The organism is Stenotrophomonas sp. YJH_SMC_48-3 (genome assembly GCF_059369375.1).
This window is the reverse complement of sequence record NZ_JCAFSQ010000001.1, coordinates 487,641-504,356: the sequence shown is the minus strand read 5'-3', so window position 1 is coordinate 504,356 and position 16,716 is coordinate 487,641. Positions and strand designations below refer to the sequence as shown.

General features: G+C 67.0%; 14 protein-coding genes. 5 read left to right on the top strand and 9 right to left on the bottom strand.

Annotated features, from left to right (window positions below; genetic code table 11):
• Positions 1 to 40 precede the first annotated feature (40 nt).
• The 4 genes from AC5P65_RS02310 to AC5P65_RS02295 all read right to left on the bottom strand — a co-directional run bounded on the left by AC5P65_RS02310 (position 41) and on the right by AC5P65_RS02295 (position 5,541).
• The gene (locus tag AC5P65_RS02310) at positions 41 to 856 is read right to left on the bottom strand and encodes a DUF6585 family protein (protein ID WP_111098360.1); all 816 of its coding nucleotides are present in this window, start codon (positions 854 to 856) and stop codon (positions 41 to 43) included.
• A gap of 376 nt (positions 857 to 1,232) precedes the next feature.
• Complete coding sequence (gene lpdA / locus AC5P65_RS02305) at positions 1,233 to 3,041, bottom strand: dihydrolipoyl dehydrogenase (protein ID WP_111098361.1); 1,809 nt, start codon at positions 3,039 to 3,041, stop codon at positions 1,233 to 1,235.
• A 107-nt stretch (positions 3,042 to 3,148) separates the two neighbouring features.
• Positions 3,149 to 4,858, bottom strand: a complete 1,710-nt coding sequence (gene aceF / locus AC5P65_RS02300) for a dihydrolipoyllysine-residue acetyltransferase (protein ID WP_021203873.1) — start codon at positions 4,856 to 4,858, stop codon at positions 3,149 to 3,151.
• Positions 4,859 to 5,025: 167 nt separating this feature from the next.
• Positions 5,026 to 5,541 (bottom strand): DNA-deoxyinosine glycosylase, encoded by a 516-nt coding sequence (locus tag AC5P65_RS02295; protein WP_021203872.1) that lies wholly within the window; start codon positions 5,539 to 5,541, stop codon positions 5,026 to 5,028.
• A gap of 186 nt (positions 5,542 to 5,727) precedes the next feature.
• Between AC5P65_RS02295 and AC5P65_RS02290 the strand changes: the two genes are divergently transcribed.
• The 3 genes from AC5P65_RS02290 (at position 5,728) to glpK (ending at position 9,776) form a co-directional block, all read left to right on the top strand.
• Positions 5,728 to 6,363, top strand: coding sequence for an OmpW/AlkL family protein (locus AC5P65_RS02290; RefSeq protein ID WP_019660737.1), 636 nt, complete (start codon positions 5,728 to 5,730; stop codon positions 6,361 to 6,363).
• Between the two features lie 322 nt (positions 6,364 to 6,685).
• On the top strand, positions 6,686 to 8,173 hold the full coding sequence (gene glpD / locus AC5P65_RS02285) for a glycerol-3-phosphate dehydrogenase (protein WP_111099186.1): 1,488 nt from the start codon (positions 6,686 to 6,688) through the stop codon (positions 8,171 to 8,173).
• Between the two features lie 103 nt (positions 8,174 to 8,276).
• Entirely contained in the window at positions 8,277 to 9,776 is a 1,500-nt protein-coding gene (glpK, locus tag AC5P65_RS02280) for a glycerol kinase GlpK (RefSeq protein WP_111099185.1), read from the top strand.
• A gap of 95 nt (positions 9,777 to 9,871) precedes the next feature.
• Here glpK and AC5P65_RS02275 read toward each other — a convergent pair whose 3' ends face one another.
• Both AC5P65_RS02275 and AC5P65_RS02270 read right to left on the bottom strand, forming a co-directional pair.
• On the bottom strand, positions 9,872 to 10,666 hold the full coding sequence (locus AC5P65_RS02275) for a MetQ/NlpA family ABC transporter substrate-binding protein (RefSeq protein ID WP_111099184.1): 795 nt from the start codon (positions 10,664 to 10,666) through the stop codon (positions 9,872 to 9,874).
• 26 nt (positions 10,667 to 10,692) lie between these two features.
• Complete coding sequence (locus tag AC5P65_RS02270) at positions 10,693 to 11,664, bottom strand: helix-turn-helix transcriptional regulator (protein ID WP_019660741.1); 972 nt, start codon at positions 11,662 to 11,664, stop codon at positions 10,693 to 10,695.
• Between the two features lie 80 nt (positions 11,665 to 11,744).
• On the opposite strand from AC5P65_RS02270, the gene AC5P65_RS02265 reads away from it, so the two are divergent.
• Positions 11,745 to 12,347 carry a LolA-like protein gene (locus tag AC5P65_RS02265; protein WP_021203868.1) on the top strand — a complete coding sequence of 201 codons (603 nt, stop codon included), beginning with the start codon at positions 11,745 to 11,747 and terminating at the stop codon, positions 12,345 to 12,347.
• 107 nt (positions 12,348 to 12,454) lie between these two features.
• Complete coding sequence (locus AC5P65_RS02260; protein WP_019660743.1) at positions 12,455 to 13,231, top strand: DUF481 domain-containing protein; 777 nt, start codon at positions 12,455 to 12,457, stop codon at positions 13,229 to 13,231.
• Between the two features lie 128 nt (positions 13,232 to 13,359).
• Here the strand turns inward: AC5P65_RS02260 and hemC are convergent, their stop codons facing one another.
• The 3 genes from hemC to AC5P65_RS02245 form a co-directional block, all read right to left on the bottom strand.
• Complete coding sequence (gene hemC, locus AC5P65_RS02255; RefSeq protein ID WP_111099183.1) at positions 13,360 to 14,271, bottom strand: hydroxymethylbilane synthase; 912 nt, start codon at positions 14,269 to 14,271, stop codon at positions 13,360 to 13,362.
• Positions 14,272 to 14,928: 657 nt separating this feature from the next.
• A complete protein-coding gene (locus AC5P65_RS02250) occupies positions 14,929 to 15,660 on the bottom strand; it encodes a LytR/AlgR family response regulator transcription factor (protein ID WP_019660745.1) in 732 nt (243 codons plus the stop codon).
• A gap of 10 nt (positions 15,661 to 15,670) precedes the next feature.
• The gene (locus AC5P65_RS02245; RefSeq protein ID WP_019660746.1) at positions 15,671 to 16,714 is read right to left on the bottom strand and encodes a sensor histidine kinase; all 1,044 of its coding nucleotides are present in this window, start codon (positions 16,712 to 16,714) and stop codon (positions 15,671 to 15,673) included.
• Between the last annotated feature and the right edge of the window lie 2 nt (positions 16,715 to 16,716).

Below are 16,716 nucleotides of genomic sequence, written 5' to 3'. Positions count from 1 at the left end.
ACATCGGGGCCGCGCTTTTTTGTTTTCTACGGGACCCTGCCTAGCGCTGCGCGTCCTGCACCAGCCAGCTGACCGTCTCCAGGAAAAGGTCGAAGCTGAGGATGCCCACGCCCATGGTGGAGAACACCGTGCTGCCCGTGGCGTCGTTCAGCGTGACGTTCTGCGTCCACGTACCAACATCAACGTCGCGCAGGGTGGAGGTCGGCACGGTGCGGCCTTCCACCTGCAGGCAATCCCGGCTGAGCGTGATGGGACGCGTGGATACCTCGAGGAACCGACCCGAGACCCGCTTCTTCCACACTTCGCCCGTGGGGACATAGTTGAAGGTGACGGTTTCACCGGCTTGCAGGGCCGCGATCATCACCGGCAGTCGCTCCCGTACGTGCAGTTCGCGTACGAGCTGCTGGAATTCGTAGAACCGCTTGAGGCTGTCGTTGGACCAGCGGAAGGGATCGGTACTGTCACGCCGGTAGGCCAGATTGCTCATCAACCCGGTAAGGACGGTCTGCCCCGAGCTGAAGAGGTACACATCCTCCATCTCGGCAAACGCCACATAGCTGCGCTGCGACCCGATCACCTGGACAAGACCGCGCTCATATACTTCATGACGTGCTGCGCGCAGCCGCCTCTGCCAGGGCACCACCGCGAAGAAGCCACAGCCGATCGCCACGAGCAGTGCAACGGCCCAGAGAATGGCCGACTGCCCATCAGCAGACGCCTTGCTCCTGACGGAGAACAGGAAGGCCGCCAGCAGCAGCGTGGCAACGCCGGACGCCATCAGGAAATAGATGAATACCTGGCTGTACCGATAGATCTTGATCAGCGTGCCGGTCGGCGGAGAAGCAGGGTGTTCCATTGCGGCAATGGCTCCAGGGAAAGGATGGCGATCGGAGCAGGATAGCCACAGCGCCGCGCATCCACTGGCACCACCCGGCGCCACCGGGGCCATGAACGCGCCGAACAAGAATGAGGCCCAGCGCGTCGGATGATGTCGACAGCGCGCGCAATGCGACATCACGTGCCGCTTATGCCAAGCCCCGTCCCGGCGCGCCGCGATATGAATGGACGCCCAGCGCGAACCCCGCCGCCCGAACCGCACCGCGCCAACGCACACGTGCCCATCTCGGAGAGGCCTGATGCGACACTGCTCCGCAAGCGGGCCGCTGGCAAGCAGCAGACCCACAAAAAAACCCGGCTTTCGCCGGGTTTTTCGACTCCATCGCGCGGGCGCCTTACTTCTTCTTCGGCATGTACAGATCGGTGATCGTGCCGTCGTAGATTTCCGAGGCCATCGCCACCGACTCGCTAAGCGTCGGGTGCGCGTGGATGGTGTGGCCGATATCTTCGGCTTCCGCACCCATCTCGATGGCCAGGCCGATCTCGGCCAGCAGGTCACCGGCATGCACGCCAACGATCGCACCACCGATGATGCGGTGGGTCTCTTCGTCGAAGATCAGCTTGGTGAAGCCCTCGGTACGGCCGATGCCGATCGCGCGGCCACTGGCAGCCCACGGGAACTTGGCCACGCCGACCTTCAGGCCCTTGGCCTTGGCTTCGGTCTCGGTCACGCCGACCCAGGCGATTTCCGGGTTGGTGTAGGCCACCGACGGAATCACACGGGCCACCCACTCCTTCTTGTGGCCGGCAGCCACTTCGGCGGCCAGCTTGCCTTCGTGCGTGGCCTTGTGGGCCAGCATCGGGTTGCCGACGATGTCGCCGATGGCAAAGATGTGCGGCACGTTGGTGCGCATCTGGCGATCCACCGGGATGAAGCCACGCTCGGTGACCTGCACGCCGGCCTTCTCGGCATCGATCTTCTTGCCGTTCGGCGAACGCCCGACGGCCACCAGCACGCGGTCGAAGGTGCCCTGCGCCAGCGCAGGCGCCTGGCCTTCCTCGGCAGCTTCAAAGGTCACGGTGATGCCCTTGGCATCGGCGGTGACGCCCGAGGCCTTGGTCTTCAGGTGGACTTCGATGCCCTGCTTCTTCAGGCGATCGGCCAGCGGCTTGACCAGGTCCTTGTCGGCGCCCGGCATCAGCTGGTCCATGAACTCGACCACAGTGACCTTGCTGCCCAGCGCGCTGTACACGGTGGCCATTTCCAGGCCGATGATGCCGCCGCCGACGACCAGCAGCGAGCCCGGCACTTCGGCCAGCTCCAGCGCATCGGTGGAGTCCATCACGCGCGCGTCGTCCCACGGGAAGTTCGGCAGCTTCACCGCCTGCGAACCGGCAGCGATGATGCACTTCTGGAAGCGCAGCAGCTGGGTGCCGCCGTCAGCGGCGGTGATCTCCATCTCGTTGGCCGAGATGAACCTGCCGACGCCCTGCACGTTGCGGACCTTGCGCTGCTTGGCCATGCCGGCCAGGCCCTTGGTCAGCTGGTTGACGACCTTTTCCTTGTACTGGCGCAGCTTGTCCAGGGTGATGGTCGGCTTGCCGAACTCGACGCCGAAATCACCGGCATGGGCCACTTCGTCGATTACCGCAGCAGCGTGCAGCAGCGCCTTGGACGGAATGCAACCGACGTTGAGGCAGACGCCGCCGAGGCTGGCGTAGCGCTCGACCAGCACCGTATCCAGGCCGACGTCGGCGGCGCGGAAGGCGGCGGTGTAGCCGCCCGGGCCGGAGCCCAGCACGACCATTTCGCATTCGATGTCGGCCGGCTTGCCGCTGGACAGCGCCGGCTTCGGCGCAGCCGGTTCAGCCGGGGCGCGGTGCGATGGGGTCACCGGCGGCTTGCTGGCCGGAGCGGCCGCAGCCGGAGTCGGCGCAGCGGCCTTGGCCGGGGCTTCGGCGGCGCCTTCAGCGTCCAGCACCACGACCACGGCGCCTTCGGACAGGGTGTCGCCCAGCTTGACCTTGATTTCCTTGACCACGCCGGCAGCCGAGGACGGCACTTCCAGGGTGGCCTTGTCCGATTCCAGGGTCACCAGACCCTGATCCTTCTTCACCGTGTCGCCGACGGCGACCAACACTTCGATCACCGGCACATCGCTGTAATCGCCGATGTCGGGAACCTTGACTTCAATCGTGGCCATGGTGGGTTTTCCTCGTGCCCGACCGGCATGGCCGGTGGGCTGTCACTGCATCTGTTCACGCGGCCGCGCCAGGGGCTGCGGCCGCACGGTGGGGGCGAAGCGGTGCTTTACAGCAGCACGCGGCGCATGTCGGCCAGTACCTGGGACAGGTACGTGGTGAAGCGCGCGGCCAGGGCGCCGTCGATGACGCGGTGGTCGTAGCTCAGCGACAGCGGCAGCATCAGCTTCGGTGCGAATTCCTTGCCGTTCCAGACCGGCTGGATGGACGACTTGGAGACACCGAGGATGGCCACTTCCGGTGCATTGACGATCGGGGTGAACGCGGTGCCACCGATGCCGCCCAGCGAGCTGATCGAGAAGCAGCCGCCGCTCATGTCGGCCGGGCCGAGCTTGCCGTCGCGCGCCTTCTTGGCCAGTTCGCCGGTTTCCTGCGCGATCTGCACCACGCCCTTCTTGTCCACGTCGCGGATCACCGGCACGACCAGGCCGTTCGGCGTGTCGGCGGCGAAGCCGATGTGGAAGTACTTCTTCAGGGTCAGGTTTTCGCCGCTGGCATCGAGCGAGGCGTTGAATTCCGGGAACTTCTTCAGCGCCGCGGCGCTGGCCTTGATCAGGAAAGCAAGCATGGTCAGCTTGATGCCGGCCTTCTCGTTCTCCTTGTTCAGCGCCACGCGCAGCGCTTCCAGGTCGGTGATGTCGGCCTGGTCGAACTGGGTGACGTGCGGGATCATCGCCCAGTTGCGGGCCAGGTTCGCGCCGGAGATCTTCTTGATGCGCGACAGCGGCTGGACTTCGGTCTCGCCGAACTTGCTGAAGTCGACCTTCGGCCACGGCAGCAGGTTCAGGCCACCACCGGCAGCGACGGCAGCACCGCCGGCAGCCGGCACGCCACCGCTGAGCGCGGCCTTGACGAACTTCTGCACGTCAGCCTTGGTGATGCGGCCGCCCTTCTCGGTGCCGTTGATCTGCAGCAGGTCCACGCCCAGTTCGCGGGCGAACACACGCACCGCCGGGGTGGCATACGGCACCTTGGCCGGCAGCACGCGATCAGCGTTGAACTGCACCGGCGGGCTGGACGGGGTACCGGCCGAGGCGATCTCGCGGGCAGCCAGCTTGTCCGGCTGCGCCGGCACGGCGACCGGCTCGACCTTGGTGGCTGTCTCAGCGGCTGCAGGCGCGGCGGCAGCGGCGGCCTTGGTCGGTGCCGGCGCGGCAGCGCCCTCGGCCTCGATGATCGCAACCACATCGCCCTGCGACAGGTTGTCGCCGACCTTGACCTTGATCTCCTTGACCACACCGGCCACCGAGGACGGCACTTCCATGGTGGCCTTGTCGCTTTCCAGCGTGACCAGGCCCTGGTCCTTCTTGACCGTGTCGCCAACGGCGACCAGGACTTCGATGACCGGAATGCCGGCGTAGTCGCCGATGTCCGGCACCAGCGCTTCAACGGCACCACCGCTGGCAGCCGGGGCAGCTGCGGCCGGGGCCGGCGCGCTCTGGGTAGCGGCAGCCGGGGCAGCGGCCTTGGCCGGCGCCGGCGCGGCAGCCGCCGGCTTGGCGGCTTCCGCTTCGCCTTCAGCCACTTCGATCAGGGCCACGACCTTGCCTTCGGACAGGCTGTCGCCCACCTTGACCTTCAGCTCCTTGACCACGCCAGCCACCGAGGACGGCACTTCCATGGTCGCCTTGTCGCTTTCCAGCGTCACCAGCCCCTGGTCCTTCTTGACCGTGTCGCCGACGGCGACAAGCACCTCGATTACCGGGATATCGCTGTAGTCACCGATATCGGGGACAAGTGCTTCCTTGATTTCGGCCATGGGGATAACTCCGGCAATCTGGTGTAGGGAAACGTCTATTGTGCGGCCAGCGGGGTCCAGCGCCAACCGTTACAGGTGTTTTCAGTACGCACGCAGCCGGGACACGCTGTTGCCCATGGGTTGCGCCTGCCACCAGTCGGTAGCGTATTGTCCCTACGATGTCCGCTTCATGTCGCCAGTGCGTCTGCCACCGGCTGCCAGGCCTGGCGCAGGCGCGGCAGCGACCAGGCCGCATTGGCCGGGCTGGTCGACGGCAGTACCACCCGTTTCGGCGGGGCCTCCAACCGTGGCAGCACCCAACGCTGGAATGCCTGCGCTGACGCGGCGCCATTGCAGCCGACCAGCTTCAGCTCGGGCAACGCGGCGATCAGTTCCGGCAGTGCATTGGCCACTTCCGTGCCACGCACGATGTCCGCATCCAGACTGCCCCGGCGCTCACAGCGGCCGATCACATCCCACAGGCCGATGCCTGCGGCGTTCAACGCCTGCAGCCGCGCTGCATAGGGCAGATCCGCACTGAAGCCACAGATATCGGCCATCAACGGCCAGAAACGGTTGCGCGGATGCGCGTAGTAGCGCTGCTCCTGCAGCGACGCCACGCCTGGCATCGAGCCCAGCAGCAGCACGCGGCACTGCACGTTCACCTGCGCTTGCAGGCCAATGCACAACGTTGCTTCGCTCACATCTTCTCCAACTGCATGAATGTCAGCGAGGGCCGAAAACCCCATGAATACAGGCATTCCGCACCCGTCGCTGAACAAGGAGAACTATTTTTTAACGTGCGTCGGATTCGATTCATGTTGGGGCGACTACGGTGTGCTCGCCCCGCAACCGGGGGCCCAAAACAAGAAACATTAGGAGATACCCCCATGCGCTCCATCCGTATCCTGAGTCTCGCCCTGCTGACCTCCGCCGCCTTTGCACCGGCCGCTTTCGCCCAGGACAGCAGCAGCACCGACACTGCCTCGGGCAAGCATTTTGCCGTGGTTGGCGGCATCTCGCTGCTGGAACCGAAGAACGACCCGATCACCGGCGTGAAGAAGACCGATGGCGGCCCGGCGCCGACCGTCAGCTTCAGCTACTACATCAACGATAACTGGGCCGTTGAACTGTGGGGCGCTGCCGACAAGTTCGAAAACAAGTTCAAGGGCCCGAACAACGCCCGCCTGGGCTCGGTCGAGCAGCAGCCGGTCGCGCTGAGCGGCCAGTACCACTTCGGCCAGGCTGACAACGTGTTCCGCCCGTTCGTGGGCGTGGGCTACTACCAGTCGAGCTTCAGCAACGAGAAGCTGGGCAACGGCGCTGACACCGACATCCGCTTCAAGGATGCCAAGGGCGTGATCGGTACCGTCGGCGTGGACATGAACATCAACTCCACCTGGTTCGCCCGTGCCGACGCCCGCTACATGCGCGCCCGCCCGGACGTGAAGGTTGGCGGCGAAAAGATCGGCGAAGCCAAGATGGATCCGTGGACCGTCGGCTTCGGCATCGGCGCCCGCTTCTGATCCAGGCTGCACCTGCTTCACTGATGTAACGCGACGGGCCCTTCGGGGCCCGTCGTCGTTTCCGTCACCCGCGTTCCACCTGTAGAGCCGAGCCCATGCTCGGCTGCTTTTATGTAGAGTCGAGCCCATGCTCGACTGCCTTTTTGTAGAGTCGAGCCCATGCTCGACTGCCTTTTTGTAGAGTCGAGCCCATGCTCGACTGCCTTTTTGTAGAGTCGAGCCCATGCTCGACTGCCTTTTTGTAGAGTCGAGCCCATGCTCGACTATCGGGAAAGCAGCCGAGCATGGGCTCGGCTCTAGACAAACAGGGTGCGAAGGCGCGATGGAGGAAGTCGACCTGCTGGTGATCGGTGGCGGCATCAACGGCGCCGGCATCGCCCGTGATGCCAGCGGACGCGGACTGCGCGTCCTGCTGTGCGAACAGCATGACCTGGCCGCGCATACCTCCAGTGCCAGCAGCAAACTGGTCCACGGCGGCCTTCGCTACCTCGAACAGGGCGAATTCGGCCTGGTGCGCAAAGCGCTGGGTGAGCGTGAGACGGTACGCCGGCAAGCCCCTCACCTGGTCCATCCTCTGCGTTTCGTCCTGCCCTGGGAACCGCACCTGCGCCCGCGCTGGATGCTGCGCGCGGGACTGTGGCTGTACGACCATCTGGGCCGGCGCAGCCCTGCGTTTCCCGCATCGCACGCACTGGACCTGCAACGCGATCCGCTGGGTCGCTGGCTCTCCCCCTCGCTGCGCATCGGCTTCAGCTACGCCGATGCGCAGGTCGATGACGCGCGGCTGGTGCTGCTCAACGCCCTGGATGCCGCGCAGCGCGGCGCACAGGTGCGGGTCCGCAGCCGCTGCATCGACCTGCGCCCCGTTCACGGCCGATGGCAGGCCGTTCTGGAATCCGCCGATGGCCAGCCGCACCCGGTGACTGCGCGCGCCGTTGCCAATGCGGCTGGTCCGTGGGCCGGCGGCCTGCTGGAACAGATGCAGGGGCGCGGCGATGGCCCCGCGCTGCGCCTGGTGCAGGGCAGCCACATCGTGCTGCGCCGCCCCTGGCCCAGCGACAGCGCCTGCCTGCTGCAGCAGCCCGATGGGCGCGTGGTGTTCCTTCTGCCCTTCGCCCACGACCACCTGCTGGTCGGCACCACCGACACCGACTATCGCGGTGACCCGGCGCGCTGCAGCGTGCTCCCTGCGGAGGTGACGTACCTGTGTGATGCGGCCAATCGCTACCTGCGTGATCCCATCGCAGCGGAGGAGGTGGCCTGGCGGTTCGCTGGCGTACGCCCGTTGCTGGCCGATCCCGATCCGCGTGCGGCACGACTCAGCCGTGATTACCGCCTGCAGTTGCAGTCCCACCCGGCACCGGCGCTGCACGTGCTGGGAGGCAAGCTCACCACCTACCGGGTGCTGGCCGAGGAAGCGCTGGAGCTGCTGCGGCCGGCGCTGCCGCAGATGGGCCCGGCGTGGACGGCAGGCGGAGACCCGCTGCCTGGCAGCGACTGGGGCGACGCCACGCAGGCGTGCTCGCGCCTGCAGTTGCTGGCACCGTGGTTGCCCGAGGAAATGGCACGCCGCTGGGCCGACGCCTACGGCAGCCGCAGCGCGGAGCTGCTGCATGGCCTGCAGGGTGTGAACGATCTTGGCGAAGACTTTGGCGGCGGCCTGCACGCGCGGGAAGTCGCTTTCCTGCGTGAGCACGAATGGGCCTCGAATGCCGAGGACGTGCTGTGGCGGCGGAGCAAGCTGGGGTTGCGGCTGGACGCGGCGCAGGTGGCACGGCTGCAGGCGTGGATGGAGCAAGCCAGCGTGTAGAGCCGGGCCATGCTCGGTTGCATCCGCACAACGCAGCCGAGCATGGCCCGGCTCTGCAGGAAGCTGAGGTACCTTACCCCGACCGCTCTACCGGAGACGCTGCATGACGCCCCGCTACGTGCTGGCCATCGATCAGGGCACCACCAGTTCGCGCGCGATCCTGTTCGACCGTGCCGGCGACATCGTCGGCAGTGCACAGCGCGAATTCGCACAGATCTTCCCCCAGCCCGGCTGGGTCGAGCATGACCCGCGCGAGATCCTTACCAGCGTCTACGCCACGCTGACCGAACTGCTCAGCCGCGAACAGATCGATCCGCGCCATATCGCTGCGCTGGGCATCACCAACCAGCGCGAAACCACCGTGGTCTGGGACCGCGCCAACGGCCAGCCCATCCATAACGCGATCGTCTGGCAATCGCGGCAGAGCCACGCCATCTGCGAGCGGCTGAAGTCCGACGGGCATGAAGCGCTGGTCCGCGAGCGGACCGGCCTGCTGATCGACGCCTATTTCTCCGCGACCAAGGTGCGCTGGATCCTCGACCACGTGGAAGGTGCGCAGCAGCGCGCCGAGCGTGGCGAGCTCCTGTTCGGCACCATCGACAGCTGGCTGGTGTGGAACCTCAGTGGTGGCCAGGCGCACGTGACCGATTACAGCAATGCCGCGCGCACCCTGCTGTTCAACATCCACACGCTGGACTGGGATGAAGACCTGCTGGCGCTGCTGGACATCCCGCGCGCGATGCTGCCGCAGGTGCGCGACTCCAGTGCGGTGTACGCACACACCCGGCCGCAGTTCTTCTTCGACCACCCGATCCCGATCGCCGGCATCGCCGGTGACCAGCAGGCGGCGCTGTTCGGCCAGGCCTGCTTCCAGCCGGGCATGGTCAAGAACACTTACGGCACCGGCTGCTTCATGCTGATGCACACCGGCACGCAGGCGGTACGCTCGCGCAACGGCCTGCTGACCACCATCGCCTGGGGCCTGGACGGGCGCGTGGAGTATGCGCTGGAGGGGTCGATCTTCATCGCCGGCTCGGTGGTGCAGTGGCTGCGCGACGGACTGCGCATGATCGAACGCGCCAGCGACAGCCAGGCGCTGGCCGCACAGGTACCCGACAGTGGCGGCGCCTACCTGGTGCCGGCGTTTGTCGGCCTCGGCGCGCCCTATTGGCGCAGCGATGTGCGCGGCGCGATGTTCGGCCTGACCCGCGGTACCCGCAAGGCGCATTTCGTGCGCGCCGCGCTGGAAGCGATGGCCTACCAGACCCGCGACGTGCTCGATGCAATGCAATCCGATGCCGGTATCGCGCTGACCGAACTGCGCGCCGATGGCGGTGCGATCGGCAACGACTTCCTGGCCAGCTTCCAGGCAGACATCCTCGGTGTGCCGCTGCTGCGGCCGCGGTTGACCGAAACCACCGCGCTCGGTGCGGCCTATCTGGCCGGCCTGGCCGTCGGGTTCTGGTCCAGCCGCGAACAGATCACCGCGCAATGGGGCCTGGACCGGCGCTTCGAGCCACAGATGGAGGTGTCCCGGCGCGAGAAGCTGTATGCAGGATGGCAGCAGGCGGTTGCCGCCACCCTCGCCTTCCACGTCGATTGAGGGTAGTGCCGGCCGCTGGCCGGCAACCCCATGATCTTCGCAATGCCCGGTGATTGCCGGCCAGCGGCCGGCACTACCACACGGTCAGTACACGGTCAGAACGCCGGCAGCACCGCGCCCTTGTACTTGGTCTCGATGAAGGCCTTCACCTGCGGACTGGTCAGGGCCTTGGCCAGTTTCTGCACACGGGCGTCGTCCTTGTTGTCCGGGCGCGCGACCAGGAAGTTCACGTAAGGCGAATCCTTGCTCTCGATCGCCAGAGCGTCCTTGGTCGGGTTGAGGCCGGCGTCCAGCGCGTAGTTGGTGTTGATCAGTGCCAGGTCCACCTGGCCCAGCACGCGCGGCAGCATCGCCGAGTCGAGTTCGCGGAACTTCAGGTTCTTCGGGTTGGCGGTGATGTCACGCAGGGTCGACAGCGCGTTGGCCGGATCCTTCAGCTCGATCACGCCGGCCTTGTGCAGCAGGATCAGCGCACGGCTGTTGTTGCTCGGGTCGTTCGGGATCACCACGTCGGCACCGTCGCGCAGCTCGGCCAGCGACTTGACCTTGCGCGAATAGGCACCGAACGGCTCGATGTGCACGCCGATCACCTTCACCAGATCGGTCTTGCGATCGCGGTTGTAGGCATCCAGGTACGGCTCGGTCTGGAAGTAGTTGGCGTCCACCTGCTTCTGCACCAGCTGGTCGTTGGGCTGCACGTAGTCGTTGAACACGCGCACGTCCAGGTCCACGCCTTCCTGCTTGAGGATCGGCTTGACCACTTCAAGGATCTCGGCATGCGGCACGGCCGTGGCGGCCACCACCAGCTTCTGCGAGGGCTCGCCGGACGTGCCGCAGGCGGTCAGGGCCAGCGCAGCGGCGAGCAGGGGCAGCAACAGGATCTTCTTCATGGGCGGAAGGGTTCTCGGGGGGAGTGTCAGGATTTTTCGTAGTTGCTCAGGGCCAGCTCGAGCAGCGCCTTGGCCTGCTCGCGCAGCATCACCGGCTCGATGATCTCGGCATCCGAACCATAGTGCAGCACGTCCATCAGCAGCTCGCGCGAGACGCTGTACGGCACCTTCAGTTCGTAGCGGCCATCGGCCAGGAAGCGGCCCTGCTGCTTGGAATGCCAGTGCTCGTCGGCCACCCAGCGCGCGGCCTTGGCGCTGAACAGGATGGTCGCCCAGCCCTTCGGCGCACCAGAAAAAATGCCATAGCTGGCGCCGAGCTGCTCGTCCAGCTCGCTGTCGGCGACATCGCGGGCGGTGCTGTCGATCACCCGTGCCTTGTGGATGCGGTCCACGGCGAAACTGCGCAGCGCCTCGCGGTCATGGTCCCAGGCATCCAGGTACCAGTTGTCGCGATAGTGGGTCAGGCGCTGCGGCGAGACGGTACGCTTGGTCGGCTCGTCGGTGGAACGGGCGCGGTACTCGAATGCCAGCTGGCGACGCTCCAGCACGGCCGAGGCAACGCTGCGGAAGCTGCCTTCGTCAAACTTGCGGCCACGGTGCGGAATCACCCGCACGCGGTCCACCGGCCAGCTGGACACGCCCGCCTGGGCCGCCAGCAGGCTCTCGATGCGCTGCTGCAGCGGCGCCAGCACCGAAGACAGCACGCCACCGCCGGTGCGCGCCAGCAGGTGTTGCGAAGCCAGCAGGGCATGCAGCTCCTCCGAGCTGAGCCATAGGCCAGGCAGTTCGAAGCGGTCGCTCTCGTCGGCCTGGTAACGGAAGCCTGCTTCGCCGTCGCCCTCGATCGGTGCCATCAGCGCATCGCGCAGGAAGGCCAGGTCGCGGTAGACGGTGGCACGGGAACAACCGAGCTTGTCCTGCAGGGTCGCCACCGTCACCGGATAGCGCGCGGACTTGAGCAGACGATGCAGGGCGGTGATGCGTTCGTATCGGTCCATGCCCCCGATTATGTCCGAGTCGCGGGTCTTGTGTGGGACGTTTGGGCTATCGTGGTCGCCCCCACCCCATGGAATGCCCGATGCGCCGGTTGCCTGCCCTGTCCCTGCTGGCCTGCCTGCTGCTGGCTGCCTGCGATCGCGCACCGGCGCCGGCCAGTACCGAAGCCCCCGTGCCCGCGGCCGATCCGGCCCAGGTCGTACTGGGCGCCAGCCAACGCTTTGCGGCCCTGCGCAGCTTCCACGCCGAACTGGAGGTGCTGGGCGCGCCGCAGCGGGTACGCAGCGCCATGGACTTCGTCGCCCCCGACCGCTTCCGGGTGGAGACGCCGGCCGGTCCGCAGACCATCATCGGCGACACCCTGTTCCTGCAGGCCGACGGTGCGATCCGCCAGGTGCCGGCCCCGCCCGGCCTGCTCGAGCAGTGGCGCAACCCGCTGCCGGCCGACGCCCTGCCCGCCGACCTGCAGGCCGAGGACCTCGGCAGCCAGGCGCTGGACGGGGTCGAGACCCGTCACTACCGGCTGCGCGGCAGCCAGCCCGGTGAACGCCTGGAGTACTGGGTGGATGCCCAGGGCCTGCCACGCCAGATCGTGCGCAGCGGCAGCAGCAATGGCCGCAGTTTCCAGTTGCGGCTGCGCTATTCGCGCTTCAACGACCCGGCGTTGCGCGTCGATCTGCCCTGAATGGGCGGTCGCGGCAACGTCTGCTGAAGCGGGCGTTTGGATCGATTCGGACCGCCATCACGCTTCCAGTATCATCACCGGCTGTCAACCGCTTCGGAGTAGTCCCGATGTTCCTGCGCGTGTCCCTGCTGATCCCCCTGCTGCTGTGCGCGCCGCTCGCGTACGCACAGGATGCCTCCGAACTGGCGGCGATGTCCTCGCCGTGGAGCGGCAGTGGCGGCGAGCTCGGCTTCGCTTCGGCACGCGGCAACAGCAGCACCGAGAGCTTCAACGGCCGCCTGCGCCTTCGCTACACCGACGGCGACTGGGTTCACAGCATGGACCTGGCCGGCCTGCGCTCCAGCTCCAAGGTGACCGAGACCCGCGATGACGGCACCACTACCCGCCGCAACAACACCACGGCCAATCGCTACACCGGCAGTGCCGGCAGCGCGCTGCAGCTGGGCGAGCACCGCCAGCTGACGGCCACGGTGCGTACCGAGCGCGACGACTTCGCCACCTACGACCGCCAGAGCTCGTTCGGCCTGGGTTACGGCACCCGCCTGTGGAACACCGAGCGCTTCTCGTTCGACGCGCAGATCGGTCCCGGTGTGCGCCGCACCCACAGCACCGAGGACGACCGCACCCGCACCGGCATGATCGGCCGCGGCCTGTTCGACATGAAGTACTCGCTGACCGACAACACCGACCTGGTCAACACGCTGCTGGTCGAATCCGGTTCGTACAACACCTTCGGCCAGAACGACTTCGGCGTGTCGGTGAGCATGAACGAGCACTTGGCGCTGAAGGCCGGCTGGCAGGCGCGTTACAACAGCGACGTCGCTGTCGACAAGCGCAAGACCGATACGCTGACCACGATGAACGTGGTCTACAAGTTCAAATAAGCAGAACGGGCGCCGAGGGCGCCCGTTTCGTTTTTGTAGAGTCGAGCCATGCTCGACTTGAGCGCGAAGCCCGGGATTTTCCCGGCGAAGAGCAGCCGAGCATGGCTCGGCTCTACAGACATCGGGGCTCAGGCGTTCAGCAGTTCGCCGGCGCCATCGTCCAGCAGCATGTTCGCCACGCGCTGGCCCAGCGCTTCCGGGGCATTGGCCGGGCCCACCGCCTCGGCACGCACCGCACGGCCATCGCTGGCGCTGCCAACCAGCCCCTGCAGGTGCAGGTCGTCGCCCTGCCACTGCGCGATGGCCGCCACCGGCACATGGCAGCTGCCATGCAGCGCACGGTTCATTGCCCGCTCGGCTTCCACGCAGGCACGGGTAGCCGCGTCATCAAGCTGGCCGAACAGCGCCCTCAGGTGCGCATTGCCGCCATCGCACTCCACCGCCACCGCGCCCTGCGCCGGGGCCGGCAACCACTGCGGCGGTTGCAGGCGCGCGACGATGCGCTCACCCAGGCCCAGGCGCTCCAGGCCGGCCACGGCCAGCACGATGGCGTCGTAGCCGCCGTTGTCGAGCTTGGCCAGGCGGGTGTTGACGTTACCGCGCAGGTCGAGCAGCTCCAGGTCCGGGCGCAGCGCGCGCAGCTGGGCCTGGCGGCGCAGCGACGAGGTACCGACCCGCGCGCCGATCGGCAGCGCGTCCAGCGAGGCGTACAGGTTGGAGACGAAGCCATCGGCCGGATCGTGTCGGGGCAGGATTGCCGGCAGCGCGAACGGCTCGTCCAGTTCCATCGGCACGTCCTTCAAAGAATGCACGGCGCAGTCGGCCTCACCGCGCAGCATGGCCAGCTCCAGTTCCTTCAGGAACAGGCCCTTGCCACCGATCGCGGCCAGCGAGCGGTCGAGCACCTCGTCACCGCGGGTGCTCATCGGCACCAGTTCCACATGCAGGCCGGGATGGGCCTGGCGCAGGCGGTCAGCGACGTGTTCGCTCTGCCAGAGGGCGAGCGGGCTCTTGCGGGTGGCGATGCGAACGGTTTCCATCCGGTCATTATCGCGCCTCCGGCGCGGATACGGCCAACGGCGGAGCCCCTCGTGGCTGGCGGAGGGGTCGTGAAAGCAACAGCCGCGCTTGGCCGGGCGGGGTGGGGTCGCGGGGGACGCCGTGAATCCGTCCGCGTGGAGGCTTGGCCGCGGCATCCATGCCGCGGACACCCCCGCGACCCCACCCCGCCCGGCCTCTGACAGCTTCCGTGCGCGTCAGCCACGGAAGATCAAAAGAAAAAAGCAGAAGCAAAAGCAACAGCCGACGGCTTCCGGGGTCAGATCCCTTTTCCGCAGGAAAAGGGATCTGACCTCTCTTTCCCCACCCGATAACAACAATGCCTTTGCCGTCCGACGCGGGAAAAACGAGAGGGTTGGGCCGGGGTGGGGTGGCGGGACCGTTGGCGCCATGGGCGCGAGGCATGCCTCGGGCGGGTTGGGCAGGACGCCCAACCCCGGTCTTGCCGTGTGCGCAGGACAGCGCACACGAGCAAGGCGCCATCGAGCTTACAGGGATGTACTTGCAGCGTGTCCCGCCACCCCACCTCGGCCCGACCCAGTACGTAGCACCAACGAGCCGACCAACCCGCCGTTGCTGTTGCTGTTGCTGTTGCTGTTGATTTCACAGCAGTCGCGGCCGCAGGCCGCGCGGAAACCTCACAGATGCCGCAGTTCCTGCTTCAGCGTCGCCACGCAGCGGCGGCTGACTTCCAGCGGTTGCTTGCCATGGCGCAGCATCGCCTGCACCTGGCCGCCCGTGCCACGACGCAGCTCCACCAGCTCATGGCGTGCCACCAGGCAGTTGCGATGGATGCGGATGAAGCGGCTGGCGAACTCCTCTTCCAGCGACTTCAGTGACTCTTCGATCAAGTCTTCTCCACGTGCGTGGTGCACCACCACGTACTTCTCTTCGGCCTGCAGGTAGTGGATGTCGTCCAGCGGAATCAGCCGCAGGCTGCCGCGCAGGCGTGCGCACAGCATGCTCCGTGCCTGTTGCCCACGATGGTCCTGCGGCTGGCCATCACGGCCGGCCAGGAACGTGCGTGCGCGTGCAATCGCCGCCGCCAGGCGTTCGGCGCGCACTGGTTTCATCAGATAGTCGATCGCCGCAGCCTCGAACGCCGACAGCGCATGCGCATCGTAGGCGGTGCAGAACACCACCGCCGGCCGGGGTTCGAAGCTGGCCAGATGACGGGCCGCTTCCAGGCCATCCAGCCCGGGCATGGCGATATCCAGCAGGACCAGGTCCGGCTGCAGCTCCGCGCACGCGTGCAGGGCCTGCTCGCCGTTACCGGCCTCGGCCACCACGACCACGCCGTCCTGCGCGGACAACAGGCTGCGCAGGCGCTCGCGCGCCAGCGGTTCGTCATCGGCGATGACTACCCTCACGATCGCTCCCTCACTGGATCGGCACTGTCACCTGGCAGGCATAGTAGCCCTCGCTCCAGCCAGCCGTCATCCGCGCGGCGCTGCCGAAACGCCAGGCCAGCCGATGGCCGATGCTGTGCTGGGCATGGCCGGCACCGCGCGCCAGGGCCAGTCCGGGCGCCTGCGGGTCGGGCGCCGGGTTGCGCACGCGGATCTGCAGCTCGTTGCCCTCGCGCACCAGCTGCAGCTCGATGGTGCCGCCCTCGGGCAGCCGCGAGATGCCATGCAGCACGGCGTTCTCCACCAGCGGCTGCAGTACCAGGCGAGGCAGGGGAAGATTCCAGGGCAGCGGCTCATCGCGCTGCCAGCGCACCTGCAGACGCTCGCCCAGGCGCAGTGATTCAATCGACAGGTAGCGCTCGGCCAGCTCGCATTCGTCACGCAGGGTGGAATCGCCCTCGCCCGCCCCCAGCGCCGCACGGAACAGATCGGACAGGTCCAGCACCGCACGCTCGGCCACCGCCGGATCGCGATGCAGCAGGCTGGCGATCAGGTTCATGCTGTTGAACAGGAAATGGGGGCGGATCCGCGCCTGCAGCGCATCGGCCTGTGCGCGTGCGTTGGCCTGCACCTGCGCGGCCCAGCGGTCACTCACGTAGAAATAGCGCAGGGCCAGCGCGGTGATCAGCGCGGTGGTGGCCGCGCTGCCCAGCGTGAAGCGCCAGAAGCTGATGCCGCGGGCGAAGTTGTCGCCCAGCACCGCGTACAGCGCATGCACGATGCCGGCGCAGATCACCGCGATCAGTGTCGCCAGTGCGATGGCCGCCACAGCCCCCAGCACCTGCGGCAGCCTCGACAGCGCCTGCCGCAGCAGGCACAGGCTGGCGGTCACCGCCAGCGCAAGCCACAACGCGAAGCCGCTGGCCGACAGCAGTTCGCCGAAGGTCCAGTGACGGCTACCGTCGGGCGCCAGCGCCAGTACCACCACCACCAGCTCGGCCAGGCCGAGCATCGCCGCCAGCCGCGGCAGGCGGCACAGTTCCGGCATCCACGGCGGGGCGCTGGCCGGTGACATGG